This window comes from Actinomadura macrotermitis (genome assembly GCF_009604375.1).
GTDB lineage: Bacteria > Actinomycetota > Actinomycetes > Streptosporangiales > Streptosporangiaceae > Spirillospora > Spirillospora macrotermitis.
Map to the genome: position 1 here is coordinate 608335 of NZ_WEGH01000001.1, position 25085 is coordinate 633419.

Consider the following 25085-nt stretch of genomic DNA (forward strand, 5'->3'; position numbering starts at 1 on the left):
TCTTTCCTTCAGCGGAGCAGGTAGGGCATGTTCACGGTCACCGCGCCCGTCGGGCAGCGGTCGGCGCAGGGGCCGCAGTACCAGCACTCGTCGACGTGCATGTAGGCCTTGCCGGTCTCGGGGTGGATGGCCAGGGCGTCGAGGGGGCAGACGTCGACGCAGAGGGTGCAGCCGTCGATGCAGAGCGCCTCGTCCACCGTCACCGGGACGTCGGCGCGGGAGTCGACCAGCGACATGGGGGTCTCCAGGGGGTCAGTTGCGGGTGAGCAGGCCGCTCATGGCGATCCGGTCGCCGCGGAAGCGGATGAACTCCAGGTCCACCGGGCGGCCGTCGGACAGGTGGGTGAGGCGCTCGGCCATGAGCAGCGCGGCGCCGCGCGGGACGCCGAGCGTCGCGGCCGAGTGCGGGTCGGCGTTGACCGCCTCCAGGGTGACCTCGGCGTGCCCGAGCGGCTGCCCGGCCAGGCGCTCCAGCAGCACGAACACGTCGGTGCCGGCCAGGTCCTCGGCCAGCAGCGGCTCGCCGAGGTCGCGGGCCAGGTAGGTGAGGTCGAGCGACAGCGGCAGCCCGTTCAGGCTGCGCAGCCGCTCGATGTAGACGACCGGCTCGCCCGCGGGCAGCCGCAGCCGGGCCGAGATCTCGCGCGGCGGGGCGATCAGCCCGCTGGTGCGCACCTCGTTGACGATCTCGCCGTGCTCGCGCAGCGTCTCGGCCAGGCCGCGCAGCCGCTCCAGGCCGTGCGGGTACTTGCGCGACACCACCACCGTGCCGACGCCGGGACAGCGCTCGACCAGGCCCTCGGCGCGCAGCAGGTCGAGCGCCTCGCGCACGGTGTTGCGCGTGGCGGCGAACTCGGCGACGAGCGCGGTCTCGGCGGGCAGCGCGCCGTCCGCGAAGTCCCCGTCCAGCACCCGGCGGCGCAGGACGTCGGCCACCTGCCGGGCGCGGTCGGCCCGCAGCCGGCGCGCGTCGGTCAGGGTGAGGGCCGTGGCGGCGGTGTCTTTCCTGGTCACGGCATTAACCTACTAAAGCGGTCGGGATAGGTGAATAGCGGGGCGAACACGCCACCCCCGCCGCCGGCAACTCGCTCCTGACCTGCGCCGGGACGCGCCAAGATCACCGATCCGCCACCCCCGGGGGCCGCCCGGGGGTTGGCAATGCTTGATCCAAAAGGGCGAAACCGGTCACCGGGAGGACTAACATCGGGGTACGTGACGAGCATCAGCCTTGACAGCGGAGTTCCGGCAGGTCTTCAGGTGGACGCCATCGTGATCGGCGTCGTCCCCGGAGAGGCGGGCCCGCGCCCGGCCCCCGGCGCCGAAGGCATCGACGAGGCCCTGAACGGCGGGCTGGCCTCCGCGCTCACGGCGCTCGGCGCCACCGGCAAGGCCGGTGAGATCACCAAGCTGCCGACGCTCGGCGCGCTGCCCGCGCCCGTCGTCGTCGCGGCCGGGCTCGGCGAGGACGCCGGCCCCGAGGAGCTGCGCCGCGCCGCCGGCGCGGCCCTGCGCGCGCTCGCCGGGTCCGCCCGCGCCGCCGTCGCCCTCCCCGTCGCCTCCGCCGCCGACGCCGAGGCGGTCGCCCTCGGCGCGCTGCTCGGCAACTACGCCTTCGGCGTCTACCGCACCGGCGAGCAGAAGAGCCTGGTCGAGCAGATCGTGCTGACCGGCGCGGACGGCCACGACGACGCCGTCGCGCGTGCCCGCACCCTCGCCGCCGCGGTCACGCTCGTGCGCGACCTGGTCAACACCCCGCCGTCGGACCTGTCCCCCGAGGACTTCGCCGACGTCGCCGTGCGCGTCGCCGGCGACGCGGGCCTGGACATCGAGGTGCTGGACGAGAAGGCCCTGGTCGAGGGCGGCTACGGCGGCATCGCCGGCGTCGGGCAGGGCTCGGTCAACCCGCCGCGCCTGGTCCGCCTCGCCTACACCCACCCCGAGGCCGCCAAGACCCTCGCGCTGGTCGGCAAGGGCATCACCTTCGACTCCGGCGGCCTGTCCCTGAAGCCCGCCGAGGCGATGGACTGGATGAAGTCCGACATGGGCGGCGCGGCCGCCGTCCTCGGCGCGCTGCAGGCCATCGCCGAGCTCGGCCCGAAGGTCAACGTCGTCGGCTACCTCGCGCTCGCCGAGAACATGCCGAGCGGCACCGCCCAGCGCCCCTCCGACGTGCTGCGCATCTACGGCGGCACCACCGTCGAGGTCCTCAACACCGACGCCGAGGGCCGCCTGGTCCTGGCCGACGCGCTGGTGCGCTCCGGCGAGGACGGCCCCGACCTCATCGTCGACATCGCCACGCTGACCGGCGCGCAGCTGGTCGCGCTCGGCACCCGCACCGCCGGCGTCATGGCCAACGACGACGACGTGCGCGAGAAGGTCGTGGACGCCGCCGGCCGCGCCGGCGAGGCCGCCTGGGGCATGCCGCTCCCGGCCGAGCTGCGCAAGGGCCTGGACTCGGCCGTCGCCGACATCGCCAACATCAGCGGCGAGCGCTGGGGCGGCATGCTGACCGCGGGCGTCTTCCTGAAGGAGTTCGTGCCGGACGGCGTGCGCTGGGCGCACCTGGACATCGCCGGCCCCTCCTTCCACAAGGGCGAGGCCTACGGGTACACCCCGAAGGGCGGCACCGGGGCGGCGACACGTACGTTGGTCCAGATCGCCGAGGACCTGGCGGCCGGAACTCTGTGACCTCGGCCCGGTGCGGCCGGGCCCGGCAGGCGAATAGATTTGGCCGCGGGGGCGACGAGGCCCCCGAGGCGGCGAAAGGAAACGGCCAGTGGGCAACAGCGGCCCCTACGACATCGTGGTCCTGGGCGGTGGCAGCGGCGGGTACGCGTGCGCGCTCCGCGCCGTCGAGCTCGGCAAGACCGTCGCCCTGGTCGAGCGCGCCGAACTCGGCGGCACCTGCCTGAACCGGGGCTGCATCCCGACCAAGGCGCTGCTGCACGCCGCCGAGATCGCCGACCAGACCCGCGAGGCCGCCAAGTACGGCGTCCGGGCGACCTTCGAGGGCATCGACGTCGAGGGCGTCAACGCCTACAAGGACAAGGTCGTCTCCACCACCGTCAAGGGGCTCACCGGGCTGATCAGGTCCAAGGGCATCGACATCGTCGCGGGCACCGGCCGCCTCACCGGGCCGACCACCGTCCAGGTCACCGAGGACGGCGGGGAGACCTTCTCGCTAGAGGGGCGGCACATCGTGCTCGCCACCGGCTCCCGCCCGAAGTCGCTGCCCGGCCTGGACATCGACGGCGAGCGCGTCATCTCCAGCGACCACGCGCTGAAGCTGAACCACGTCCCCGGGTCCGTCGTCATCCTCGGCGGCGGCGTCATCGGCGTGGAGTTCGCCAGCGTGTGGCGCTCCTTCGGCGCCGAGGTCACCATCGTCGAGGCCCTCCCCCACCTGCTGCCGCTGGAGGAGGAGACCAGCTCCAAGCGCCTGGAGCGGGCCTTCCGCAAGCGCGGCATCAAGTACGAGCTCGGCACCCGCTTCGAGAGCGTCAAGACCACCCAGGGCGGCGTCGCGGTGACGCTGGAGGGCGGAAAGACGATCGACGCGGAGCTGCTGCTGGTCGCGGTCGGCCGCGGCCCGGTGTCGGAGGACATCGGGCTGGAGGCCGCCGGCGTCCAGGTCGAGCGGGGCTTCGTCAAGGTCGACGGGCACTGCCGCACCAACGTGCCCACCGTCTCGGCCGTCGGCGACCTGATCGCCACGCCGCAGCTGGCGCACGTCGGCTTCGCCGAGGGCATCCTGGTGGCCGAGCGGCTCGGCGGGCTGGACCCCGCGCCGATCGACTACGACGGGGTGCCGCGGATCACCTACTCCGACCCCGAGGTGGCGTCGGTGGGCATCACCACCGCCACCGCCCGGGCCCGCGGGCTCGAGGTCAAGGAGGTCACCTACGACCTGGCCGGCAACCCCAAGAGCAAGATCCTGGGGACGCAGGGCGAGGTCAAGGTGATCGCGGCCGTGGACGGGCCCGTCCTCGGCATCCACATGGTCGGCGCGCGCGTCGGCGAGCTCATCGCCGAAGGGCAGCTGATCTACAACTGGGAGGCCCTGCCGGGCGAGGTGGCCCAGCTGATCCATCCCCATCCGACCCAGTCCGAAGCGGTCGGCGAGGCACACCTCGCGCTCGCCGGCAAGCCACTGCACGTGCACGGCTGAACCAGCCGCCGCACTGTTCATTTCTCGAAGGAGTCGCTGAGAGCCATGCCGGTCTCCGTCACCATGCCCCAGCTCGGCGAGAGCGTCACCGAGGGCACCGTCACCCGCTGGCTGAAGAAGGAGGGCGAGCGCGTCGAGACCGACGAGCCGCTCCTCGAAGTGTCCACCGACAAGGTCGACACCGAGATTCCTTCGCCCGCCTCGGGCATCCTGACCAGCATCACCGTCGCCGAGGACGAGACCGTCGAGGTCGGCGCCGAACTGGCCGTCATCGGCGACGAGGGCGACGCCCCCGCCGCCGGCGGCGGAACCGAGGACAAGGCCGAGGAGGCGCCCGCCGAAGAGGCGCCCAAGCAGCAGGAGCAGCAGCAGGAGGAGGCCCCGGCCCCCGCCGCGCAGCAGCAGCAGGCTCCGCCGCCGTCGGCGTGGCCGCCGCCCGCGCAGCAGCAGCAGGCCCCGTCGGCTCCCGAGCCGGCCCCGGCCGCCCAGCAGCAGCAGGCCCCGGCCGAGGAGCCCAAGCAGGAGGCCGCGCCCTCCGGTGACGGCCCGTACGTCACGCCGCTGGTGCGCAAGCTCGCCAGCGAGCACAACGTCGACCTGAACTCGGTCACCGGCACCGGCGTCGGCGGCCGCATCCGCAAGCAGGACGTCCTGGAGGCGGCCCGCGCCGCCCAGCAGCGGGCCGAGGCCCCCGCGCCGGCCCCGGCCGCCGCGCCGGCCGCTCCCGCCGCGCCCGCGGCGCAGCAGCCCGCGCCCGCCCGCCACGCGGCGCCCGCCCCGGCCGGCGCGCCCGCCGACCAGCTCGCGCTGCGCGGCAAGACCGAGAAGATGTCGCGGATCCGGCAGACCATCGCCCGCCGCATGGTCGAGTCGCTGCAGGTCTCGGCGCAGCTCACCACCGTCGTCGAGGTCGACGTCACCAAGATCGCGCGGCTGCGCGACCGGGCCAAGGCCGACTTCCTCGCCCGCGAGGGCGTGAAGCTGTCGTTCATGCCGTTCTTCGCGCAGGCGGCGATCGAGGCCCTCAAGGCCCACCCGAAGCTGAACGCGGTCATCGACACCGACAACAACGAGGTCACCTACCACGACGTGGAGAACCTCGGCATCGCGGTGGACGTGCCCGAGCGCGGCCTCATGGTGCCGGTCATCCACAACGCCGGCCAGCTGAACCTGGGCGGCCTCGCCCAGCGCATCGCCGACGTCGCCGAGCGGACCCGCACCAACAAGGTCAGCCCGGACGAGCTGGCGGGCGGCACCTTCACGCTCACCAACACCGGCAGCCGGGGCGCGCTGTTCGACACCCCGATCCTGAACCAGCCGCAGGTCGGCATGCTCGGCACCGGCTCGGTCGTCAAGCGCCCGGCCGTCATCGACGACCCCGAGCTCGGCGAGGTCATCGCGGTCCGGTCCATGGTCTACCTGGCCCTGACCTACGACCACCGCCTCATCGACGGCGCCGACGCCGCCCGCTTCCTCGGCACCATCAAGCACCGCCTGGAAGAGGGCAACTTCGAGGCCGAGCTCGGCCTCTAGGCAGCCGAACCTCCAGGGCCCGGCCACCCCGGCCCCTGGAGCAAGGCCGCCCGCCACCCGCCCTTAAAGGGGCGCCGAGCGGAGCCGCGTACGCGCCCCGCCCCGAGCCGCTAGGCGAGGGGCGGGGCGCAAGTCGTAAGAGGACCTGCGATAACCGGCGGGTCCCTCTTTTTTGCGTCAGCCGGCCTTCCGGTCGGAGACCGCATAGGCCGTCCCGGCCGACAAGACGGCCACGCCCAGGACGGCAGGCCAGGCGCCCACCTTCTTGGCCAGCGGGTGCGACCCGCCGAACCCCGCCAGGTAGACCGTGAGGAGTCCGGCGGCGCCGGCCGGGCCGCTGGTGCGGGCCCATTCCCGGGTGCACCAGGCGCCGGCGGCGGCCAGGACGGCGCCGCCGAGTTCGCGGCGGCGGGTGAAGCGGGCGGCGGCGTAGCCGCCGATGAGGCCGGAGGCGGCGACGGCGGCGGTAGGGATCTTGGTCATGGCAGGGAGGCTACCCGTAGGGTTGGTCCCATGAAGCTCTCCGTGACCGGTTCCACCGGGCTCATCGGTACGGCCCTCGTCCGGTCACTGCTGGCCGACGGGCACGAGGTGCTGAGGCTGGTGCGGCACGAGCCCGCCGCCCCCGACGAGGTCCGCTGGGACCCGGCGGGCGGCCGTGTGGACCCGCGCGGGGTCGAGGGCGTGGACGCCGTCGTGCACCTGGCGGGCGCCGGGATCGGCGACCGGCCCTGGACCGCCTCCTACAAGCGCCAGGTCCGCGACAGCCGGGTGCTCGGCACCCGGACCATCGCCGAGGCCGTCGCGAAGGCCAAGGACGGGCCGCGGGTGCTGGTGTCGGGGTCGGCGGTCGGCTACTACGGCGACACCGGCGGCCGGGCGGTCGACGAGTCCGCCCCGTCCGGCGCGGGCTTCCTGGCGGAGGTGGTGCGGGACTGGGAGGCCGCCGCCGCTCCGGCGGCCGAGGCGGGCGTGCGGGTCGTGCACCCGCGCACCGGGATCGTCCTCACCGCCGAGGGCGGCCTGCTCGGCAAGGTCCTGCCGCTGTTCCGGCTCGGCCTCGGCGGCAAGCTCGGCGACGGCCGCCAGTGGATCAGCTGGATCGGCCTGGACGACCAGGTCGCCGCCCTGCGCTTCCTCGTCGACGGCGACCTGGCGGGCCCGGTCGACCTGACCGCGCCCAATCCCGTCACCAACGCCGACTACACCAAGGCGGTCGGCCGGGCGCTCGGGCGGCCGACGCCGTTCACCGTGCCCGCGTTCGCCCTGCGCGCCGTCCTGCGCGGTTTCGCCGACGAGGGCGCCCTGATCAGCCAGCGCGTCCTGCCGAAGCGGCTGCTGGAGGCGGGGTTCGGTTTCGCCCATCCCGACCTGGACGGGGCCCTGCGTGCGGTGCTCGCCGATTAATGCCAAGAAATACCAAAGTGGAACATGAGCCGCGTCGCCGCCCGTAGCGTGACGAGTACAGCACTCTGAGTGGGAGAGTTCATGAGCACCGACGGCCAGCCGCACATCCTCGCCATCGGCGGCGGCAGCTTCGTACCCGACGACCGCTACGGGCTCGCGCCGAGCCCCCTCATGCGGTACGCGCTGGACCTGACCGGCCAGGACCGCCCGCGCGTCTGCTTCCTCACCACCGCCGTCGGCGACGGCGCGGACTACATCGCCCGCTTCTACGACGGTTTCTCCCGGCTGGACGCCGAGGTGAGCCATCTGGCGCTGTTCCCGATGCCGAACGTCGCCGACGTCCGCGCGCACCTGCTCGGCCAGGACCTGATCTACGTGTCGGGCGGCAGCGTCGCCAACCTGCTGGCCCTGTGGCGGCTGCACGGCCTGGACGAGGTCATGCGCGAGGCGTGGCGGGAGGGCGTGGTGCTGTCCGGGCAGAGCGCGGGCGCGCTCTGCTGGCACGTGGGCGGCAACACCGACTCCTTCGGGCCCGAGCTGCGGCCGCTGGACGACGGCCTGGCGTTCCTGCCCTACTCGTGCGGCGTGCACTACGACTCCGACCCGCAGCGCCGCACGCTGCTGCACGCCTCGGTCGGGCAGGGCGTGCTGCCGGCCGGGTACGCCGCCGACGAGTCGGTCGCGCTGCACTACGTCGGCACCGAGTTCGTCCAGGCCGTCTCCTACCGCCCGCAGGCGGGCGCCTACCGGGTCGAGCCGGACGGCGCGGGCTCGGCCAAGGAGTTCCGCATCGAGCCGCGGCTGCTCACCACGCCGTGAACGGGGCCGCGCCGCATAGGCTGGGCGCCGTGAGCGATGTGGACACAGTGGACACGGCCTCGACCGTGACGGCCGAGGCGGGCGCGCGCGAGCTGGTCGTCGTGCACGCGGGGTTCGGCGCCGCGGCGGTGCCCTACGAGGCCGGCTGGGACCTGCAGAAACGCACCCAGGAGAAGCGGATCGCCGACGAGATCGGCGACACGGTGCTGCTGCTGGAGCACGAGCCGGTCTACACGGCGGGCAAGCGCACCGAGCCGCTGGACCGCCCGATGGGCGACCCGGGCGCGCCGGTGGTCGAGGTCGACCGCGGCGGCAAGATCACCTGGCACGGGCCGGGGCAGCTGACCGGGTATCCGATCGTCAAGCTGCGCGACTCCACCGGCGGGGTGGCGTTCGTCCGGCTGCTGGAGCGGATGATGATGGACGTCTGCGCCGAGTTCGGTCTCGCCACCAAGTTCGTCGAGGGCCGCAGCGGCCTCTGGGTGCCCGGCACGCCGGACCGCAAGCTCGGCTCGATCGGCCTGCGGGTCCGGCGGAACGTGACGATGCACGGCTTCCAGATCAACTGCGACTGCGACATGTCGTGGTTCGACCGCATCGTCCCGTGCGGGATCCGGGACGCCGGCTCCACCAGCCTGTCCCAGGAGCTCGGCCGCCCGGTGCCGGTCGCCGAGGTCGTCCCGCTGGTGGAACGGCACCTGGCCAGGCTGCTGGGCGCCGGCGCGGTGCTGCACCGCACCACCGCCCAGCTCGCGCTCTAGACGGGGGCCATCGCCTTGTAGACGGCTTCGCCGCCGTCGGCCGCCGCCTGGAAGAAGCGCGACAGCTCCTCGTAGGCGGGCCGCAGGACCCGGTCGCGGACGGCCGCGTCCAGCCCCTGCGCGCCCTGGACGCCCGCGGCGGCCATCGCGGCGGGGTCGTAGCGGCCCGCGATCCGCTCGAACGGGGTCGCGGCCAGGTGGTCGGCGGCGGGCTTGACCCGGGCCGCGTCCAGGTAGACCACGTCCAGGCCGAGCTCGTCCGCGCCGTCCTCGGTGAGCAGCCGGCCGCCGCACACCACGTCGGCCTCGGGCTGGCGGCCGTCCCAGGCGTCCCCGGTGATCATGAAGTGCAGCGCCTGCCAGGCGCCGCCGAGATCCAGCGGCCGCCGTTCGGCCCGCCAGCCGGGCGCGCCGAACAGCCGGCGGGCGATCCGGGCCGGATCCGGATCCCCCTCCAGTACCGTCGGCACCCTGAGGTACGACATTGCCAGACCCACGGCGGTCCTCCTGCGAACGTCCTGCTGCTCGATGACAGGGAGTCACCCTAAGAGATCGGCGGCTACGCAGTGTGGAAACACCTGAATCGACGCATGATCGCCGCCGTTTCGTGCCGTAGGCCGCGATGTGCCGAGCCCGGTGATCGGCACGTAGGCTGGCACCGTGACGACGGCGACACCTGAGGGGCGCAAGCTCCTGCGCATCGAGGCCCGCAACAGCCAGACCCCCATCGAGCGCAAGCCCGACTGGATCAAGACGCGGCTGAAGATGGGCCCGCAGTATCGCGAGCTCACCGCGCTGGTGAAGTCCGAGGGCCTGCACACGGTGTGCCAGGAGGCCGGCTGCCCCAACATCTACGAGTGCTGGGAAGACCGCGAGGCGACCTTCCTCATCGGCGGCGACCAGTGCACCCGCCGCTGCGACTTCTGCCAGATCGACACCGGCAAGCCCGCCGCGTTCGACCGCGACGAGCCGCGCCGCGTCGCCGAGTCGGTCGCCTCGATGGGGCTGAAGTACGCCACCGTCACCGGCGTCGCCCGCGACGACCTGGAGGACGGCGGGGCGTGGCTGTACGCCGAGACCGTCCGGCAGATCCACGCGGCCGTGCCCGGCTGCGGCGTCGAGCTGCTGATCCCCGACTTCAACGCCGACCCCGCCCAGCTCGCCGAGGTGTTCGGGTCGCGTCCCGAGGTGCTCGCGCACAACGTGGAGACGGTGCCGCGCATCTTCAAGCGGATCCGCCCCGGCTTCCGCTACGAGCGCTCCCTCGAAGTGATCACCCGCGCCCGGGAGGCGGGCCTGGTCACCAAGTCCAACCTGATCCTCGGCATGGGCGAGACCCGCGAGGAGGTCTCCGAGGCGCTGCGCGACCTGCACGCCGCGGGCTGCGAGCTGGTCACCATCACCCAGTACCTGCGCCCCTCCCCCCGGCACCACCCCGTGGAGCGCTGGGTCAAGCCCGAGGAGTTCGTGGAGCTGTCGGCCGAGGCCGAGGCGATCGGCTTCGCCGGGGTCATGTCGGGGCCGCTGGTGCGCTCCAGCTACCGCGCCGGCCGGCTCTACCAGCAGGCGGTCGACGCCCGGCGGGCATGACCGACGGACGGGTGACACCCGACTATCCTTAGCAACATGTCGAAAAAGCCCACGGACGGGGCCCAGGAGCGTCCGGGCCGCCTCAAGCAGATCCGCATGGTCGCCCAGGTGCTCAAGCAGGCCGACCCCAAGGCCCTGCCGATCGTCTTCGCCGCCGCGCTCGGCACCCTGGTCGTCGTCATCCTCATCGGGCTGCTGATCGGCCAGCTGTGGTTCTTCATCCCGCTGGCGGTGCTGGCCGCGTTCGCCGTCGGCATGATCACCTTCGGCCAGCTGGCGCAGCGCGCCCAGTACAAGGTGATCGCCGGGCAGCCCGGCGCGGCCGCGGCGATCCTGAAGAACGCCCGCGGCGGCTGGACCGTCACCGAGGCCGTGAGCGGCAACCGCAACCTCGACATGGTGCACCGCGCGGTCGGCCGGGCCGGCGTGGTGCTGGTCTCCGAGGGCCCGCGCAGCCGGGTCGGCCCGCTGCTCGGCGCGGAGAAGAAGCGCATCTCGCGCGCCGCCCAGCAGGTGCCGATCTATGACGTCCAGGTCGGCGACGAGGAGGGGCAGGTCCCGGTGGACAAGCTCCAGCGCCACCTGATGAAGCTGCCGCGCAACCTGACCAAGGCCCAGGTCGCCGAGCTGAACGACCGGCTGCAGGCGCTGCCGCGCAACATGCAGATGCCGAAGGGCCCGATGCCCAAGGGCGCGCGGATGCCCAAGGGCCCCAAGCCGAAGACCCGCTAGACGACATGAGAAAAGCGCCCCCGCGGGGGCGCTTTTCTCGTTTCCGGCTAGGCGTTGACGACGACGGTGTTTGCGGCGCGGTCGTGCATGCCGCGGTAGTCGCGGTCCCAGATCATCGCGGGCACCACGAGCACCAGCAGCAGCGTGCGGGCGAGCGACCAGCCGAGGCCGACCGGGCGGCCGTCCAGGCGCGCCACCCGGATACCGCAGATCCGCTTGCCGATGGTGAGGCCGAGCAGCCCCGTCAGCAGCCACACCTGGACCGCGAAGACCACCAGGGTGGCCATGCTGCGCTGCGGCGGCGTCCAGTCCAGGACGCGCGTCAGCAGGCTGGCGACCAGCAGCGACAGCGCCCAGTCGATGAACAGCGCGCCGAGCCGGCGGCCGTAGCCCGCCACCGCGCCGCTGCCGCTCTCGGGCAGCCCGAGGCGCTCACCGGGCTTGCCGAGATCGACCCCCGCCGACCGGGCCCCGCCCAGCCACGTCTGCGTCCACCGCTGCCCGGTCTCTTTCCCGCTGCTCATGAGACATACGGTATCCGTTTCCGGGTAGGGCTCCGTGTCGAGCGTTCGCCCCGGACCCCGCCGGGCCGTGAGCAACGCCACAGAGTGATTCGTAACACAGGCGAAACATACGGGACACGGCCGGGAAACGGCCCTTCCGTAGCCTGCGGAAGCCAAGAGCGCCCCAAGGAGGCTGGATGTTCAGCAGCGCCGACGAGGTCCTGAGCTACATCAGGGACGAGGATGTCCGGTTCGTGGACTGCCGGTTCGTGGACCTGCCCGGCAAGATGCAGCACTTCACGTTCCCGGTGGAGAGCTTCGGCGAAAGCGTCTTCAGCGAGGGCCTGATGTTCGACGGCTCCTCCGTCCGCGGATTCCAGGAGATCCACGAGTCGGACATGCTGCTGCTGCCGGACCCGTCCACCGCGGTGGTCGACCCGTTCCGCCAGCACAAGACGCTGAACCTCAACTTCTTCGTGCACGACCCGCTGACGGGCGAGCCCTACAGCCGCGACCCCCGCAACGTCGCCAAGAAGGCCCAGGACTACCTGCGCGGCACCGGCATCGCCGACACCGTCTACGTCGGCCCCGAGGCCGAGTTCTACATCTTCGACGACGTGCGCTTCGAGACCAAGCAGAACGCCGGCTACTACTACCTCGACTCGATCGAGGGCGCCTGGAACACCGGCCGTGAAGAGCCCGGCGGCAACCTCGGCGCCAAGCCCCCCTACAAGGGCGGCTACTTCCCCGTCCCGCCGATGGACCACTACACCGACCTGCGCTCGGAGATGGTGGCCCAGCTGCTGGACGTCGGCATCCACGTGGAGATGCAGCACCACGAGGTCGGCACGGCCGGCCAGGCCGAGATCGACTTCCGCTTCGACACGCTGCTGAAGACCGCCGACCAGCTGATGCTGTACAAGTACGTCGTCAAGAACGTGGCGCGCGCGGCGGGCAAGACCGTCACCTTCATGCCGAAGCCCATCTTCGGCGACAACGGCTCGGGCATGCACGTCCACCAGTCGCTGTGGAAGGACGGCTCGCCGCTGTTCTACGACGAGGTCGGCTACGCGGGCCTGTCGGACAACGCCCGCTACTACATCGGCGGCCTGCTGAAGCACGCCCCGTCGCTGCTGGCCTTCACCAACCCGACGGTGAACTCCTACCACCGCCTGGTGCCCGGCTACGAGGCCCCGGTCAACCTGGTCTACTCCCAGCGCAACCGGTCGGCGTGCATCCGCATCCCGATCACCGGCTCCAACCCCAAGGCCAAGCGGGTCGAGTTCCGCGTGCCGGACCCGTCCTGCAACCCCTACCTCGCCTTCTCGGCGATGCTGATGGCGGGCCTGGACGGCATCAAGAACAAGATCGAGCCCGCCGAGCCGGTCGACAAGGACCTCTACGAGCTCCCGCCGGAGGAGGCCCGCGCCATCCCGCAGGTGCCCGGCTCGCTCGACGCGGTCCTGGACGCCCTGGAGGCCGACCACGACTACCTCCTCGAGGGCGGCGTCTTCACGCCGGACCTCATCGAGACGTGGATCTCCATGAAGCGCGAGTTCGAGATCGACCCGATCCGCCTCCGCCCGCACCCCCACGAGTTCGAGCTGTACTACGACATCTGATGCGTCACCGAAGGGGCGTGCCGACCTCGGCACGCCCCTTCGGCGTCCCACCACAAAATCGCCGGGTCCTCCAGCACCGCAGCGACCTCCCCCGCCGCGCACACCGGTTCGTCGCAAGGCGCCAACGCAACACCGACCGCCCAGAACCAAGGCACCCCGTCGATCTCGCCGACGACAACCTCGTAGCCGACCCCCGGCGTCTCCGCCCGCCACACCCTGAGCCGCGCCACCTCTTCGGTGATCAGCCGAGAAGGACACCCGAGCGCGCCGGCCAGCCGGACAAGGTGGTTGATCGGCGTCACCGCCCCCTCCCGCAGGACGCGGCGGCACGGACTGCGGGTACGGTGCCGCGCCGCCGCGCCGTCTGAGCGCCGCGCGGCGCCGATCTCCCGCCATGCGCCCACGCCCAGGCCAGAGGACGCGCGGCCTCCCGGTCTTGCAGCGCGGGCTCCGGCGCGAACGGCCCCCGCCACTGCGTCCAGGCCGGCCAGTGGACGGGCAGCCGTACGACGTGCCAGGTAGGCGTACGTCGACGCATGGTCACGTTCATCGCCCCTGCTCCACTTCGTGCAGCTCTTGGAGCTGCTCGCGCAGGAGGGCAGCGGTGTCGGTGACGATCTCGGACACGACATGTGGGCCGGTGCGCAGCGCCCACCATCGGCCCCGGTCACTGATCAGGAACGACCAGCCAGAGAACTCGCGGCGGAGGAGGCTCAGCTCCTCGGCCGCATCGCGTGCCTGCTTCATGACGCACAGGATCGCCGCGCGCACTTTCCGTAGTGCACCAAGATGGTGCACCGCATTCCTTGCCGAAGAGCGAGCGCGGCGCTATGCGCTCATGCGGTGGTGGAGCCTGCGTAGCGGCTCCGGCAAGGTCCGGCGCGCATCGACCAGATGCGCCACGACGGACCGCGCCGTGGGGTGGAAGTGCGTCATCTGCGGGGCGGTCCGTTCGGCGCCCGCCAGCCGCTTGAGAGCCCGCTCGTGGGCGCCCGTCTCCAGCAGCGCGCGGGCCATGTCGATCTCGTGGTGCGCACTCCGCTCCGGCGGCAGGGACGCCAGCGTGCGCTCACCGATCCCCGCGTCGCGGCGGGCCGCCTCGTCCATGTCACCGAGCTCGACCGCGACGGCCGCGCCGTGCACCGCCGCGTTCGGCATCGTGACCTGGAGGCCGTGCACGTCCGGCACCGGGCCGGCCGCGCGCAGGCGCTCGGTCGCGCTGCCGTGGTAGTCCCACGCCCGCGACGCGTCGGCGGCACGGGCCGCGATGATCGCCGACCGCAGCTCGACCGCGCCGGCCAGCTCGACGGCGTCCGGACGGGCCGGGTCCACCGTGGCCGCCGCCCGGTCCAGCAGGGTCAGGGCGGCCGCCGACTGGTCCATCGCGGTGAGAATGAGCACCCTGGCCAGGGTCACCAGCACCATTGGATGTGGGTCCTGGGCCCGGCGCGCGGCGTCGGCCGCGCGCTCGAGCAGGGCCAGGGCGTCACCTCCGTAGCCGAGGCGGCGGGCGAACGAGGTCGCGTCACGGTAGGCGCGTGACAGCAGCGCCCAGGTCCGGGCGTCATCGAGTTCGGCGGCCCAGTACGTCAGCTCTTCCAGAACGGCGGGCAACCGCGCGCCGAGTTTGGTGAGCTGCGCCTGATGGATCAGATGCCGGGCCGTGGCGACCTCGGCGGCGAGCTCGTCCAGCGAGCGCGGCGGGCCGTCCGGCTCCAGCCCGACTCCGGCGGTCGCCATGATCCGGCGCAGCTCGGGGATGGCGGCGTGCACCTGGTCGTCCTGACCGGCGAGGTGGTAGGGCTGGCCGAACAGCTCGGCCGGGTCGACGCCGAGCGCCCGCGCGGCCGCGGCCACGAAGGAGGGCGTGGCGGCCTTCTTGCCGCCCTCGACCTGGGCGATGTGGCCGCGGCTGTAGACTGTGGCCTGCGCGAGGCCCTGCTGAGTGAGGCCGCGCCGCTTCCGTGCGCGAGCGAGCCGCATGCCGACGGTTTCGGGGGGAGCCTCAGACATAGGTCTCGCACCTTCCTGAGTGGTCGCCCCCTCAGGCTACGGTGCGGGGCCTTCCACCGTCAGGGGCAGAGCGGCTCCAGCGCAACCAGCGTGCATTTCCCCAGCGCATCCGGCGCCGGCCTGACAAGGCGACGTATCGACATCTCCCGCACTGGCTGGATCATCCCGACATCGCCGGGTTGAGCGAGGCGCTGCACTGACAGGGCGGCGGGCCGAACCGCCCGGATTCGCCGGTGGTTCAGACGATCTTGGTTGCTGAGCCGGGGCGCGGGCTGGAGGATGGCCCGATGGAGCTGAAGCCTGTGGCCCTTTATCGGGAGATGTACGGCGGGGAGCGGGAGGATCTGCCCTCGATCCACAACGCGAGCGGCCGCATCGTCGAGCCGGATCGGGCGCAGATCCTGGAGTACATGCGCACGGCCAAGTCCGGGCTCGACGTGATGGAGGCGGTGCCGGACCTCTTCACGCCGGGCGAGCACGTCAACACCTCCCTCCAGACCGACGGCACCTGGATCTGGCGCGTCGACAGCGTCCGGTATGCGACGATCCGGCCCCTGGTGCTGCCCGCCTTGTTCATCGAGGACGTCCGGGCCCGCGGCTACGTGCCGCCGGCACCCGAGTGGACCGAGGAGTTGTCGGCCGCCGTCCAGCGCTGGTGGTGACCTCAGCAGCTCGTCGTCCCGGCGGCGTGGAGCGGCGTCACCCATCGCGTGGTGAGACCGTCCCGCTGTTCCAGAGCCGTCCAAGGAGACCGACCGCGACCTCGTCGATTAGATCCGCACCTCTCCTCCGAGAGCCACTGCACGGCGGCGCTCAGCGCCGACGAACGTCCCTCACCACGAAGAACGGCTCTCGATGCCAGTGCCACGACGCTCTGTGCGTGGCGGTCCGCACCGTCGCCGCTCCGGCATTCCAGGCCTGATCGCGAGCTCCCGAACGGAGGCCCACATGCGGTGGATCAGCATGCAGAGCCGCACTATTTTGGGCGCGTGACGAGCCTCGATCATCCGCAGTTGTCCGGGCTGGGGCGCAATCCGGCGGCTCCTGAAGACGTCCTGATCCGTCTGACCGCGCACGAGGCCGGCAGGCACGGGGTGACGCAGCGTCGCGGGCGGTTCTCCGATGCCGTCGCCGAGGCCCTCTTGACGCACGGAGGCGGTGATTCGGCGGTGTCTCTTCACGGCGACCGGATTTCTCCCGCGATGCGGCAGAGGATCGCCGAGCATCCCGATCCTGCGGTCCGTAGCGCCCATGGGGATTTCATCCGCCACATGGTGGACCGCGAAGTGGAGATCGGCATAGACCTTCTAGAGGGTCTCTATGGCCGCCCCCGAGCGTCGCTGGCCGGCGCGTCGGATCCGAAACTGCGGGCCGCGATCGCGCGTGCCTGGCACGACAGGCCGATGGCCGTGCAAGAGGGGTTGCTCGCCGACCCCGATCCGCGGGTCCGTGCAGCCGCCACTTTGCAAAAGCAGCCGGGTGTTCCTCCGGAATGGGCGGACCGATGTCTTGCCGACCCGGCTACGCAAATCAATGTGGCGCGCTACCTGCCATTGACGATGGGCCAGTTCACCGCGCTCATGGAGATCGAGAAAGCAGAGGTCAAGCAAGCAGTCGCCTACAACCCGCATCTGTCCGCTGCGATGGTCGCCCGGCTCCTGGACATCGACGACCCGCTCGTGCGTGTCGCGGTGGCGCAGAGCCGCCATGTCGACGACGAGACCAGAAACCGACTGTATGCGCTGGTGGAAGCCGAGCATGCCGAGGGCAGCTTCGCGGCCAAAGTGGCGCTGCATTGGTATTTCGGCGAGCCGCTCTGGCTGTGTGAATTGCCGCTTGATGAGCGGATGGCCTACCTGGACTGCCCGCATGCGGTGTTCCGGCGTGTTCTGGCCTCCTGCTCGGACCTCCCTGAGGAAGCCTGGAGGCGGCTCGACAACGACCCGGTCGTCTCGGTTCGTCGAGCCGCCGCACGCCGCCCGGACACACCGCCGGAAGTCCTGGAACGGCTGGTACGTGACCATGGTGACGTCGTCAACATCGCGCCGGGCCTGGTCGAGCACCCTAACTTTCCCCGGCACAGGCTGCGCACCTTCATCGACGAACCGAACCCTCGTGTGCGGTACAGCGCCCTGGCCGATCCCGAACTTCCGGTGGCGGCCCTTCAGCGACTGGCCGCCGATGCGGAAGACTCCGTGCGCCGTGGGGCCGCCAGACATCCCAACATCACCGATGCGCTGTTGGAGCAACTGCTATCGGACCCCGATCCCAACGTCGTCGATGATGCCGCTGCCAATCCCGTGCTGCATCCGACCTGGATGTACCGCATCCTCAACGACGCCGACCTATGAAGTCCGGCCTGCCGGTGGCGGGCACGCCTGGGGCGAGTTCGTTCTTCTCAGCCGAGGATGAGGTCGGCGGTGAGTTCTTCGCCGGGGTGCAGGACCAGGTTCGTGGCGTGGGCGGTGCCCTGGGCGCAGCGGGCGGTGAGGGTGTAGGTCGCCGACGGCAGCGGCCAGCGGTAGTGGCCTTCCGCGTTGGTCACGGCGGCCAGTTCGGGGAGGGCCGGGGCCGGGTGGGACGTCGCCTCGGGCAGGACGGGGCAGTCCGGCACGGGGGTGCCGGCGGCGGTCAGGACGCGGCCGGAGATCGCGCCCGCCGGGCGGGGCTCCGCCGGGTCGGGCGGGTCGTCGTTCGAGCGCGGGGTGTCGGGGCCGGTCGTGCAGAGGGCCGTCAGGGCGACGGCTGCGAGCAGGCATCCGGTTCGTCGCATGGCTTCCGCTCCGGAGATGGGGCCGCGCCCCCGGCGGGAGGGATGGAGCCGGGGGCGCGGTGTCCTTCAGTCCGTCATGCCTTCCAGGTGTTGTAGTTGTTGAACGCGGCCTCGGTGATGCGGGTGCCCCGGTTGTAGGACGAGCCGCCGTACAGGCCGTAGGTGTGGACGGCGATGGCGCAGTACGCGCCGCAGCCGGGGATGCGCACCGCCGAGCCGCTCTGCCCGTGGTAGGTGTCGATCGAATAGAACAGCTGGCGGGTCGCCGAGGACGCGATCGGGCCCGACATCTGCCACATGGTGTTGCTCGGCTTGTCGCCCGGGTAGCCGGTGATGTTGACCTGGGTGCCGTCGTAGGACGCGGTCTGCCACTGCAGGCCGAACCAGCCGACGGTGTTGCCGACGGTGCAGTTCAGCTTGATCGCGCCGTAGTCGTACTCGGGGTTCTGGCTGCTGGTCCAGCCGCTGACCGAGTAGACGTTGGTCCAGCCGCACGACCCGTACGGCGTGGAGGTGCCGTTGCGGCCGGGCCAGAACACGAAGTTGCTGCTCCAGCCGTGCACGTTGGCCGCGTTGTCGTGGAAGTAGACGCAGTGGCCCGCGGTGGCGACGGTGTTGTCGTCGTACAGGAACGCGGTACAGCCGTAGGTGCCGCCGTTCGGGGCGGTGAAGGTGAGCTTGCCCGCGACGCGGTTCGGGTAGCTGGCGGTATCGGTGATCTGGGTGCGGCCGTCAGCGCCGATGACGTCCTTGGCCTTCAGATCGCCGCCGAGCATCTTGACGTTCTTGGGGAACTTGCGGGTGAAGCTGACCCCCTTGGCGTCGGCGATGCGGCCGCTGCCCTTGGCGCCGGCCAGCGACGTCTTGGCGGTGCGGGCCGCTGCGGCCCCGACCGTGGTCTTACCGCTGGCCGAGCGGGCGACCGGGGTGTTCGGGGCGGGTGCGGCGGCCGCGCCGGCCGTGGGGGCCGCGAGGACGGCCGCGCCGAGCGAGAGCGTCGCGGCGGCCGTCAGGACGGTCCGGCCCCAGCGTCGCGCGGCGTTGTCGAAGAGAGTGCTGTTCACGCAGAATTCGCCTTTCCTGGTGCGGCCTTTAAGGCCACGAAGGGGGGTTTCCGGGATTGGCGTTCCCGGCGACTTTTCGTCGCCCTATTTATGGCAGCTCACTTCGAAGGAGACCATGGCCGTGTCCTGATGCGGCCGGGGCCGGGAGTTCGGCGAAAGAATGGTGAGCAGGGAGGTGACCGGCACTGAACAGCCCGGAAAGGCGCGTCGTGTGAGGTGCCCCACCCTTCTCTCTGGGGGAAATGGACAGCGGTGAGCATCCGGTGGGCAGGAAATGAGCATTGACAGGGGCCGCTTTTTGGGCCGTCACCGGGCCCCGTCCTGCCAGAGCAGGTCCGCGACCCGTTCGGTCCCCTGCGCCAGGTGCCTGCGGTAGGTGCTGAACGGCACGCCGAGCGCCTCGGCCGCCTCGGCCTGGGTCCGGGCCGGGCGCAGGAAGGTCTGTTCCAGGGTGCGGAAGAGGCGCTGCCCGCGGGGGTCGTCCGCCAGCCGGTGGATCGCGGCGCACAGCTGGTCGCGCAGCGTCTGCGGGTCGCCCGGGCGGGTGGCGAGCAGGGGGTTCGCGGCCAGCCGGTCGGGGGCGTGCAGGTCGCGCAGCGCCCGCTTCACGGCGTTGGTGAACTCCGCGCGGGTCAGGGCGGCGGGGACGGCCGCGTCCGGTTCGCTGGCCAGGTCGAGCCACGCGCCGGCCGTCAGGCGCCGCCAGTCCAGGACGAACGCGGCGTAGCGCGTCTCGCCCACGGTGTGGTCGGCCTCGGGTATCCGCCGGTAGCCCGCGCGCAGCAGCAGCGGCGCCGGGTCGGCCGGGTCCACGAAGCACGACACGAAGTCGAACGTCAGCCCCGGCGTGCTCAGCAGCACCTGCCCCCGGTAGGCCACCCCGGCGTCGCGGGAGGCCGAGGTCCGCTGGTGGCGCTCGCGGTCCATGAACGCCAGCACGTAGGTCACCTGCTCCCCCGGCCGGACGGGCCCGTGCGCCTGCGCGTGCGCCCAGGCCGCCGCGATGCCGGGGTCCTGCGCGCGCTCGGCGTCGGTCAGCGCGTGCAGGCCGACCTGGAGGGTGAAGCCGGTGAGGCGGGCGTCGCCCTCGGTGCGCAGCGCCACCGGCGCCGCCGCCGGGTGCTCCAGCCACCGCGCGACGCGCCGCGCCGCCTGCGGCCCCTCGTGGCGTTCGGTCATCGCCAGCATCTCCGCGTGGTCGGCCGGCGTCGCCCGGTCGGCGTGCGCCTCGCCGAGCCGGGGCCAGTCCCAGTGCGCCCGGAAGTCCGCGTCGTGGCGCAGCAGGAAGCTGTGGTCGTCGATCAGCCGGCGCAGTTCGGGGCCCGTCCCGCCGGTGATCCGCGCCGCCAGGTGCGCGCGTGTCCGCCGGTGCAGGGCGGCGAACCCGGCGGGGTCGCGGCCGCGCAGATCCTCGATGATCACCTCGCGGGCCAGGTCGTGCGGGTACAGCCCGTGCGGGCCCTGCTCGACGAACGCCAGTCCGCGCAGCCAGGCGAACAGCTCCCCCGCCGCGGCGCCGAGGACGTCGCGCAGCAGCGGTTCGGTGGTGTGCCGGGCGTGCGCGCAGACCTGCAGCGCCGTGCGGTGCAGGTCGCTCGGCGCGTCGCCGGTGAAGCACTCCGCCAGCCTGCGGACGGCGCCCGGGTCCGGTGGGCCCGCGAGCAGCGCGAGCGCCAGCGGGTGGCCCTGCGCCGCCGCCAGCGCGGGCCCGTGCCGGTGCCCGGCCATGCCCTCCACCCGCAGCAGCTCGCGGGCCTCGGCCGGGGCGAGGCCGCCGAGCGGCTCGACGCGCAGCAGCTCGCGCCAGCCGGCGTCCTCGCGCCACGGGCGGGCCGGCGGGCACCGGCCCGCGATCACCACCACGGTGTCGGCGGGCAGCCCGGGGACGAGCTCCTCCCGGACCCACCCGTCGAGGGCCGTCAGCGCCTCGTAGGCGTCGATCAGCAGCACCAGCCGCTTGCCGACCCGGCCGGCGAGCGCCTCGGTGAAAACGGCCCTGTCGGCCGTCCGCCCGTCTACGCGCACGGTCTCCGCGCCCGTTTCCTCGGCGACGCGGGCGAACGCGCCGAGCAGTTCGGTTTTGCCGATGCCGCCGGGACCGTGGACGAAGAGCACGCTGAAAGGGGGTTCCGGCGCTTCCAGCGCCTCCCGTAACAGCCGGAGGTGCGTTTCCCTGCCGACGAATCTTCGCCGCCGTGCCTTGTTCAATCGTTCCGACACCGTCATGTCCGCACCGTTCATGGCTGTCACGTTAGGCTCCGGGCCTGCCGCTGCATTTACCCGCGGCTTATAAATCCGCCGCGCCCTTGCTGGCCTTTCCGATACAGCGGCCCGGGCCCGTCCGTCGTACCCCGGTGGCATCATGTCTGCGGACCGCGGTGGAGAGGGCAGGGCACGATGGCGCAGCAGAGCTTGGCGAGGCGCGGCCCCGCCGGTCCCCGGGAGCTGCTGCGGGAGGCGCACGGCCTGCTGGACGCGGCGCGCACGCTGCAGGCCGACGACCGGCGGGCCCGCGCGCAGGTGCACCGCGCGCTGGAGCCGCTGCGCGACGAGGTCGCGCGGGCGCGCCTGGCCGAGATCCCGCTGTCCCGGCTGAAGGACGTCACCGGCGGGCGGCTCCGGCTCGGCCCGCTGGAGGCCGCCGGGTTCGGCACCGCCCTCGACGTCCTGGACGCCACCCCCTACCGGCTCCAGCTGCTGCCCGGCGTCGGCCCGCAGACCGCGCAGCAGCTGCACGCGGCCGCGCGGCAGCTCCACGAGGCGGCGCAGCGCACCGCCGGGGTGCGCGTCGACGTCGACCGGCGCGACGCGGCGTCGTCGGCGCTGGTGACGGCGCTGCACCGGGTGGTGAACGCCGGCCCCGACCTGCCGCGCGCCCGGAAGACCGCGGCGCAGGTGGACGAGCGGCTCAGCCCGCTGCTGGCCGACGCGCGGCCCGCGCGCAGCTGGTGGCGGCGGCTGGTCGCGACACGGGCGCAGCGCGACCGGGCGCAGGCGGCGCTGGCCGAGCTCGCCGCGGCGCTCGGCGAGCTGCGCGAGGCGCCGCTGCTGCTCGGCCAGGCGTCGGTCGACCTGCTGCGCCCCGAGCCCGCGGCGGACGTGGCGTGGCTCGACTACGAGCTGCGCGCCGCCGAGTACCAGACGCAGCTGGCCGAGATCGCCGCGGTGGACCCCGACCGGGAGGCCGCCGAGGGGTTCCTGCCGAACGAGCTGGCCGAGCAGGTGAAGGCGCAGCCGCTGGACGACGCGCACCTGCGGGTGTCGCTGCGCGGCTACCAGGCGTTCGGCGCGCGGTTCGCGCTGGCCCGGCGGCGCGTGATCATCGGCGACGAGATGGGGCTCGGCAAGACCGTGCAGGCCCTCGCCGCGCTGGCGCACCTGCGGGCGGAGGGCGCGACGCACTTCCTGGTGGTGTGCCCGGCCAGCGTGCTGATCAACTGGGTGCGCGAGATCGAGGCGCACAGCGCGCTGCCCGCGCACCCGGCGCACGGCTCGGGCCGGGCGGGGGCGCTGCGGGCGTGGGCGCGCGACGGCGGCATCGCGGTGACGACGCTGGACAGCCTGCACTCGCTGGCGCCGCCGGACGGCGTCGAGGTCGCCATGCTGGTGGTCGACGAGGCGCACTACGTCAAGAACCCCGAGACGCGCCGGTCGGCGGCGGTCGCCGCGTGGTGCGGCCGCGTCGAGCGGGTGCTGTTCCTCACCGGGACGCCGATGGAGAACCGGGTGGCGGAGTTCCGCAACCTGGTCGCGCACCTGCGCCCCGAGCTGCTGCCCGAGATCCGCCAGAGCGACGCCGCGCTCGGTCCGCGCGCGTTCCGCACCGCCGTCGCGCCCGTGTACCTGCGCCGCAACCAGCGGGACGTGCTCGTGGAGCTGCCCGATGTCGTGCACGTCGACGAGTGGGAGGAGTTCAGCGCCGCCGACGCCAGGGCCTACCGCCGGGCGGTCGAGGCGGGCAACTTCATGGCGATGCGCCGCGCCGCCTACGCCGACCCGCAGCGGTCGGCGAAGCTGCGGCGGGTGGTGGAGCTGGTCGGGGAGGCGAGCGAGAACGACCTGAAGGTCGTGGTGTTCTCCTACTTCCGGGACGTGCTGGCCGCGGTGCAGGACGCGCTCGGGCGGGGCGTGCACGGGCCGATCTCGGGGGACGTGCCGGCCGAGAAGCGGCAGCGGACGGTGGACGACTTCGCCGCCGAGCCGGGCCACGCGGTGCTGCTCGGGCAGATCCAGGCGGGCGGCGTCGGGCTGAACCTGCAGGCGGCGTCGGTGGTGATCCTGTGCGAGCCGCAGGTGAAGCCGAGCATGGAGGCGCAGGCGGTCGGGCGGGCGCACCGGATGGGGCAGGTCCGCTCGGTGCAGGTGCACCGGATCCTGACGCCCGGCAGCGTGGACCAGCGGATGCTGGAGATCCTGCGGGCCAAGGCGGGCCTGTTCGACCAGTACGCTCGGCGCAGCGACCTGGCCGAGGCCACCGCCGACGCGGTGGACGTGTCGGAGCCGTCGCTGGCGCTGCGGATCGTCCAGGACGAGCAGGAGCGCCTCGCGGCGGGGCATATGGGGTGATTCTCCGGGAAGAAGACCGCCTGGCCGGTTGTTGTGCGCGGGGCGCACGGCGCGACGATCAACGACGATCAAAGGGGTTGCGATGGCGACGGTGAACGTGGAGCGCACCGAGGACGGCTTCCAGGCCACCAACGACCGCGGTGCGCGGGTGGCGATCGGCGACGGCGACACCGCGGGCGCGTTCACGCCGGTGGAGCTGCTGCTCGCCGCGCTCGGCGGCTGCGAGCTGGTCACGGTGGAGCCGCTGACCGCGCAGCGCGGGCACCGCATGGTGCGCCTGGCCGCGACGGTGTCGGCCGACAAGGTCGCCACCAGCCGGCTCGGCACCATCACGATCAGCTACGACGTGGAGCTGCCCGCGGGCGACGACAAGGCCGGCGACGTGCTCGCCGCCGTCGCCGGGCGGGTGCACGACAGCTACTGCACCGTCGGCAACGCGCTGAAGGAGCCGATGAAGGTCGAGCAGGTCCTGCCGGACGGCGGGTGACCCCCCTCGTCTCCGGTCCTCCTCCCCCTGCCTCCCCCAAAGGTCCGGATGGCTCGTCGAGGACGTACTACTCAAGTCTGAGATGAAGACCATTCGTCGCGGTGATCTCAAAGGGTGGCCGCGCCGCAAAGATAGGTAGCATGGCCCAAACCGCCCCAGCAGCTCCCCGCGGCCAGACCGACCAGGCCCGCGCCGGAGAGCGCGCGTCCGTCGCCGGCCGCTGGCCGCGCGCGCTGACCGCGCCCCCGGTGTGGCGCGAGCTCCTGCTCATCGCGCTGTTCTACACCGGCTATACGCTCACCCGCATCGTGCTGGTCCAGGACGGCACCGCCCCCGCGTTCCGGCACGCCGACCAGATCCTGGCCGCCGAGCGGTTCCTCGGGGTGGACGTCGAGCTCGGCCTCAACCACATGCTGCTGCAGGTGCCGTGGCTCGCGCGGGCCGCCAACGTCTTCTACGCCACCGCGCACTTCGCCGTGACGCTCGGCGTGGTCGTCTGGGTGTACCGGTACCGGCCGCAGGACTACCGCTGGCTGCGCACCTCGATCATGGTGGCGACCGGGGTGGCGCTGCTCGGCTTCTGGCTGTACCCGCTGGCGCCGCCGCGGTTCCTGCACGACAAGGGCTTCATCGACCCGGTGACGGCGCTGCACTCGCTCGGCCTGTACGCCAGCGACGCCTCGGGCAGCCTCACCAACCAGTACGCGGCGATGCCGTCGATGCACGCGGGCTGGGCGCTGTGGTGCGGGTTCGTGGTCGTCCGGCTGGCGACCCGGCGGTGGGCGCAGGTCCTCGGGGTGCTCTACCCGGCGACGACGGTGTTCGTGATCTTGTCGACCGCCAACCACTACGTCCTGGACGCGGTCGCGGGCATCGCGCTGATCGGGGCGTCGCTCGGCGCGGCGTGGCTGCTCTACCACCGCTGCCCGGCGGTGGTGCGGCTGCGCTACGAGCGGGCGGCGGGCGCGGTCGGCTCGCTCACCGCGCGGGTGTGGCGCGACGCCCGGCAGGGCGCGGCGGGCCAGTCGGCCCCCTGACCGCCCCGCC

At 72.6% G+C, this 25085-nt stretch carries 25 protein-coding genes; 14 read left to right on the forward strand and 11 right to left on the reverse strand.

What is annotated here, in order from left to right; translation table 11 throughout:
- Nucleotides 1-8 precede the first annotated feature (8 nt).
- Nucleotides 9-236, reverse strand: coding sequence for a 4Fe-4S dicluster domain-containing protein (locus tag ACRB68_RS02770; protein WP_153530684.1), 228 nt, complete (start codon nucleotides 234-236; stop codon nucleotides 9-11).
- A 16-nt stretch (nucleotides 237-252) separates the two neighbouring features.
- Entirely contained in the window at nucleotides 253-1014 is a 762-nt protein-coding gene (locus ACRB68_RS02775) for a GntR family transcriptional regulator (RefSeq protein WP_328593670.1), read from the reverse strand.
- A 144-nt stretch (nucleotides 1015-1158) separates the two neighbouring features.
- Here ACRB68_RS02775 and ACRB68_RS02780 point away from each other — a divergent pair, with 144 nt between their 5' ends.
- The 3 genes from ACRB68_RS02780 (at nucleotide 1159) to sucB (ending at nucleotide 5701) form a co-directional block, all read left to right on the forward strand.
- Nucleotides 1159-2688, forward strand: a complete 1530-nt coding sequence (locus ACRB68_RS02780) for a leucyl aminopeptidase (protein WP_153530685.1) — start codon at nucleotides 1159-1161, stop codon at nucleotides 2686-2688.
- A gap of 88 nt (nucleotides 2689-2776) precedes the next feature.
- The gene (lpdA, locus tag ACRB68_RS02785) at nucleotides 2777-4168 is read left to right on the forward strand and encodes a dihydrolipoyl dehydrogenase (protein WP_328593671.1); all 1392 of its coding nucleotides are present in this window, start codon (nucleotides 2777-2779) and stop codon (nucleotides 4166-4168) included.
- A 45-nt stretch (nucleotides 4169-4213) separates the two neighbouring features.
- A complete protein-coding gene (gene sucB, locus ACRB68_RS02790; RefSeq protein ID WP_153530686.1) occupies nucleotides 4214-5701 on the forward strand; it encodes a 2-oxoglutarate dehydrogenase, E2 component, dihydrolipoamide succinyltransferase in 1488 nt (495 codons plus the stop codon).
- 177 nt (nucleotides 5702-5878) lie between these two features.
- Here sucB and ACRB68_RS02795 read toward each other — a convergent pair whose 3' ends face one another.
- Nucleotides 5879-6184, reverse strand: coding sequence for a hypothetical protein (locus tag ACRB68_RS02795; protein WP_153530687.1), 306 nt, complete (start codon nucleotides 6182-6184; stop codon nucleotides 5879-5881).
- Between the two features lie 30 nt (nucleotides 6185-6214).
- On the opposite strand from ACRB68_RS02795, the gene ACRB68_RS02800 reads away from it, so the two are divergent.
- The 3 genes from ACRB68_RS02800 (at nucleotide 6215) to lipB (ending at nucleotide 8688) form a co-directional block, all read left to right on the forward strand.
- On the forward strand, nucleotides 6215-7108 hold the full coding sequence (locus ACRB68_RS02800; RefSeq protein WP_153530688.1) for a TIGR01777 family oxidoreductase: 894 nt from the start codon (nucleotides 6215-6217) through the stop codon (nucleotides 7106-7108).
- An 81-nt stretch (nucleotides 7109-7189) separates the two neighbouring features.
- The gene (locus ACRB68_RS02805; protein WP_153530689.1) at nucleotides 7190-7927 is read left to right on the forward strand and encodes a Type 1 glutamine amidotransferase-like domain-containing protein; all 738 of its coding nucleotides are present in this window, start codon (nucleotides 7190-7192) and stop codon (nucleotides 7925-7927) included.
- 38 nt (nucleotides 7928-7965) lie between these two features.
- A complete protein-coding gene (gene lipB / locus ACRB68_RS02810) occupies nucleotides 7966-8688 on the forward strand; it encodes a lipoyl(octanoyl) transferase LipB (RefSeq protein ID WP_328594064.1) in 723 nt (240 codons plus the stop codon).
- On the opposite strand, the gene ACRB68_RS02815 is transcribed toward lipB, so the two are convergent.
- On the reverse strand, nucleotides 8685-9185 hold the full coding sequence (locus ACRB68_RS02815) for a YfbM family protein (RefSeq protein WP_328593672.1): 501 nt from the start codon (nucleotides 9183-9185) through the stop codon (nucleotides 8685-8687). The two genes, lipB and ACRB68_RS02815, sit on opposite strands and share 4 nt — an antisense overlap.
- 163 nt (nucleotides 9186-9348) lie before the next feature.
- On the opposite strand from ACRB68_RS02815, the gene lipA reads away from it, so the two are divergent.
- Nucleotides 9349-10278, forward strand: a complete 930-nt coding sequence (gene lipA / locus ACRB68_RS02820; protein WP_328593673.1) for a lipoyl synthase — start codon at nucleotides 9349-9351, stop codon at nucleotides 10276-10278.
- Nucleotides 10279-10314: 36 nt separating this feature from the next.
- On the forward strand, nucleotides 10315-11010 hold the full coding sequence (locus ACRB68_RS02825) for a DUF4191 domain-containing protein (RefSeq protein ID WP_153530690.1): 696 nt from the start codon (nucleotides 10315-10317) through the stop codon (nucleotides 11008-11010).
- Nucleotides 11011-11057: 47 nt separating this feature from the next.
- Here the strand turns inward: ACRB68_RS02825 and ACRB68_RS02830 are convergent, their stop codons facing one another.
- On the reverse strand, nucleotides 11058-11534 hold the full coding sequence (locus ACRB68_RS02830) for an RDD family protein (protein WP_153530691.1): 477 nt from the start codon (nucleotides 11532-11534) through the stop codon (nucleotides 11058-11060).
- Between the two features lie 176 nt (nucleotides 11535-11710).
- Between ACRB68_RS02830 and glnA the strand changes: the two genes are divergently transcribed.
- The gene (gene glnA, locus ACRB68_RS02835) at nucleotides 11711-13135 is read left to right on the forward strand and encodes a type I glutamate--ammonia ligase (protein ID WP_153530692.1); all 1425 of its coding nucleotides are present in this window, start codon (nucleotides 11711-11713) and stop codon (nucleotides 13133-13135) included.
- Here glnA and ACRB68_RS02840 read toward each other — a convergent pair.
- From ACRB68_RS02840 to ACRB68_RS02850, 3 genes are all read right to left on the reverse strand, one after another.
- Nucleotides 13123-13437 (reverse strand): hypothetical protein, encoded by a 315-nt coding sequence (locus ACRB68_RS02840; RefSeq protein ID WP_153530693.1) that lies wholly within the window; start codon nucleotides 13435-13437, stop codon nucleotides 13123-13125. The two genes, glnA and ACRB68_RS02840, sit on opposite strands and share 13 nt — an antisense overlap.
- 244 nt (nucleotides 13438-13681) lie before the next feature.
- On the reverse strand, nucleotides 13682-13882 hold the full coding sequence (locus ACRB68_RS02845) for a hypothetical protein (RefSeq protein ID WP_153530694.1): 201 nt from the start codon (nucleotides 13880-13882) through the stop codon (nucleotides 13682-13684).
- An 81-nt stretch (nucleotides 13883-13963) separates the two neighbouring features.
- A complete protein-coding gene (locus ACRB68_RS02850) occupies nucleotides 13964-15148 on the reverse strand; it encodes a helix-turn-helix domain-containing protein (protein WP_153530695.1) in 1185 nt (394 codons plus the stop codon).
- A gap of 287 nt (nucleotides 15149-15435) precedes the next feature.
- On the opposite strand from ACRB68_RS02850, the gene ACRB68_RS02855 reads away from it, so the two are divergent.
- On the forward strand, nucleotides 15436-15810 hold the full coding sequence (locus ACRB68_RS02855) for a hypothetical protein (protein ID WP_153530696.1): 375 nt from the start codon (nucleotides 15436-15438) through the stop codon (nucleotides 15808-15810).
- Between the two features lie 327 nt (nucleotides 15811-16137).
- Nucleotides 16138-17499, forward strand: a complete 1362-nt coding sequence (locus ACRB68_RS42350; protein WP_207709556.1) for a hypothetical protein — start codon at nucleotides 16138-16140, stop codon at nucleotides 17497-17499.
- Nucleotides 17500-17546: 47 nt separating this feature from the next.
- Here ACRB68_RS42350 and ACRB68_RS02865 read toward each other — a convergent pair whose 3' ends face one another.
- The 3 genes from ACRB68_RS02865 to ACRB68_RS02875 all read right to left on the reverse strand — a co-directional run bounded on the left by ACRB68_RS02865 (nucleotide 17547) and on the right by ACRB68_RS02875 (nucleotide 21226).
- Complete coding sequence (locus tag ACRB68_RS02865) at nucleotides 17547-17921, reverse strand: carboxypeptidase-like regulatory domain-containing protein (RefSeq protein WP_153530697.1); 375 nt, start codon at nucleotides 17919-17921, stop codon at nucleotides 17547-17549.
- A 74-nt stretch (nucleotides 17922-17995) separates the two neighbouring features.
- Complete coding sequence (locus ACRB68_RS02870) at nucleotides 17996-18985, reverse strand: trypsin-like serine peptidase (protein ID WP_153530698.1); 990 nt, start codon at nucleotides 18983-18985, stop codon at nucleotides 17996-17998.
- Between the two features lie 306 nt (nucleotides 18986-19291).
- Nucleotides 19292-21226, reverse strand: a complete 1935-nt coding sequence (locus tag ACRB68_RS02875) for an AAA family ATPase (protein WP_153530699.1) — start codon at nucleotides 21224-21226, stop codon at nucleotides 19292-19294.
- Nucleotides 21227-21382: 156 nt separating this feature from the next.
- On the opposite strand from ACRB68_RS02875, the gene ACRB68_RS02880 reads away from it, so the two are divergent.
- The 3 genes from ACRB68_RS02880 to ACRB68_RS02890 all read left to right on the forward strand — a co-directional run bounded on the left by ACRB68_RS02880 (nucleotide 21383) and on the right by ACRB68_RS02890 (nucleotide 25075).
- Nucleotides 21383-23551, forward strand: a complete 2169-nt coding sequence (locus ACRB68_RS02880; protein WP_153530700.1) for a DEAD/DEAH box helicase — start codon at nucleotides 21383-21385, stop codon at nucleotides 23549-23551.
- A gap of 82 nt (nucleotides 23552-23633) precedes the next feature.
- Nucleotides 23634-24038 (forward strand): OsmC family protein, encoded by a 405-nt coding sequence (locus ACRB68_RS02885; protein WP_153530701.1) that lies wholly within the window; start codon nucleotides 23634-23636, stop codon nucleotides 24036-24038.
- Nucleotides 24039-24178: 140 nt separating this feature from the next.
- Nucleotides 24179-25075 (forward strand): phosphatase PAP2 family protein, encoded by an 897-nt coding sequence (locus ACRB68_RS02890; protein ID WP_153530702.1) that lies wholly within the window; start codon nucleotides 24179-24181, stop codon nucleotides 25073-25075.
- Nucleotides 25076-25085 lie beyond the last annotated feature (10 nt).

Bases quoted from the DNA above. Each gene is read 5' to 3' on its own strand.
- ACRB68_RS02770 (WP_153530684.1), bottom strand. From the start codon at position 236: ATGTCGCTGGTCGACTCCCGCGCCGACGTCCCGGTGACGGTGGACGAG.
- ACRB68_RS02780 (WP_153530685.1), top strand. From the start codon at position 1,159: ATGCTTGATCCAAAAGGGCGAAACCGGTCACCGGGAGGACTAACATCG.
- sucB (WP_153530686.1), top strand. From the start codon at position 4,214: ATGCCGGTCTCCGTCACCATGCCCCAGCTCGGCGAGAGCGTCACCGAG.
- ACRB68_RS02795 (WP_153530687.1), bottom strand. From the start codon at position 6,184: ATGACCAAGATCCCTACCGCCGCCGTCGCCGCCTCCGGCCTCATCGGC.
- ACRB68_RS02800 (WP_153530688.1), top strand. From the start codon at position 6,215: ATGAAGCTCTCCGTGACCGGTTCCACCGGGCTCATCGGTACGGCCCTC.
- ACRB68_RS02805 (WP_153530689.1), top strand. From the start codon at position 7,190: ATGAGCACCGACGGCCAGCCGCACATCCTCGCCATCGGCGGCGGCAGC.
- ACRB68_RS02825 (WP_153530690.1), top strand. From the start codon at position 10,315: ATGTCGAAAAAGCCCACGGACGGGGCCCAGGAGCGTCCGGGCCGCCTC.
- ACRB68_RS02830 (WP_153530691.1), bottom strand. From the start codon at position 11,534: ATGAGCAGCGGGAAAGAGACCGGGCAGCGGTGGACGCAGACGTGGCTG.
- glnA (WP_153530692.1), top strand. From the start codon at position 11,711: ATGTTCAGCAGCGCCGACGAGGTCCTGAGCTACATCAGGGACGAGGAT.
- ACRB68_RS02845 (WP_153530694.1), bottom strand. From the start codon at position 13,882: ATGAAGCAGGCACGCGATGCGGCCGAGGAGCTGAGCCTCCTCCGCCGC.
- ACRB68_RS02850 (WP_153530695.1), bottom strand. From the start codon at position 15,148: ATGTCTGAGGCTCCCCCCGAAACCGTCGGCATGCGGCTCGCTCGCGCA.
- ACRB68_RS02855 (WP_153530696.1), top strand. From the start codon at position 15,436: ATGGAGCTGAAGCCTGTGGCCCTTTATCGGGAGATGTACGGCGGGGAG.
- ACRB68_RS02865 (WP_153530697.1), bottom strand. From the start codon at position 17,921: ATGCGACGAACCGGATGCCTGCTCGCAGCCGTCGCCCTGACGGCCCTC.
- ACRB68_RS02875 (WP_153530699.1), bottom strand. From the start codon at position 21,226: ATGAACGGTGCGGACATGACGGTGTCGGAACGATTGAACAAGGCACGG.
- ACRB68_RS02880 (WP_153530700.1), top strand. From the start codon at position 21,383: ATGGCGCAGCAGAGCTTGGCGAGGCGCGGCCCCGCCGGTCCCCGGGAG.
- ACRB68_RS02885 (WP_153530701.1), top strand. From the start codon at position 23,634: ATGGCGACGGTGAACGTGGAGCGCACCGAGGACGGCTTCCAGGCCACC.
- ACRB68_RS02890 (WP_153530702.1), top strand. From the start codon at position 24,179: ATGGCCCAAACCGCCCCAGCAGCTCCCCGCGGCCAGACCGACCAGGCC.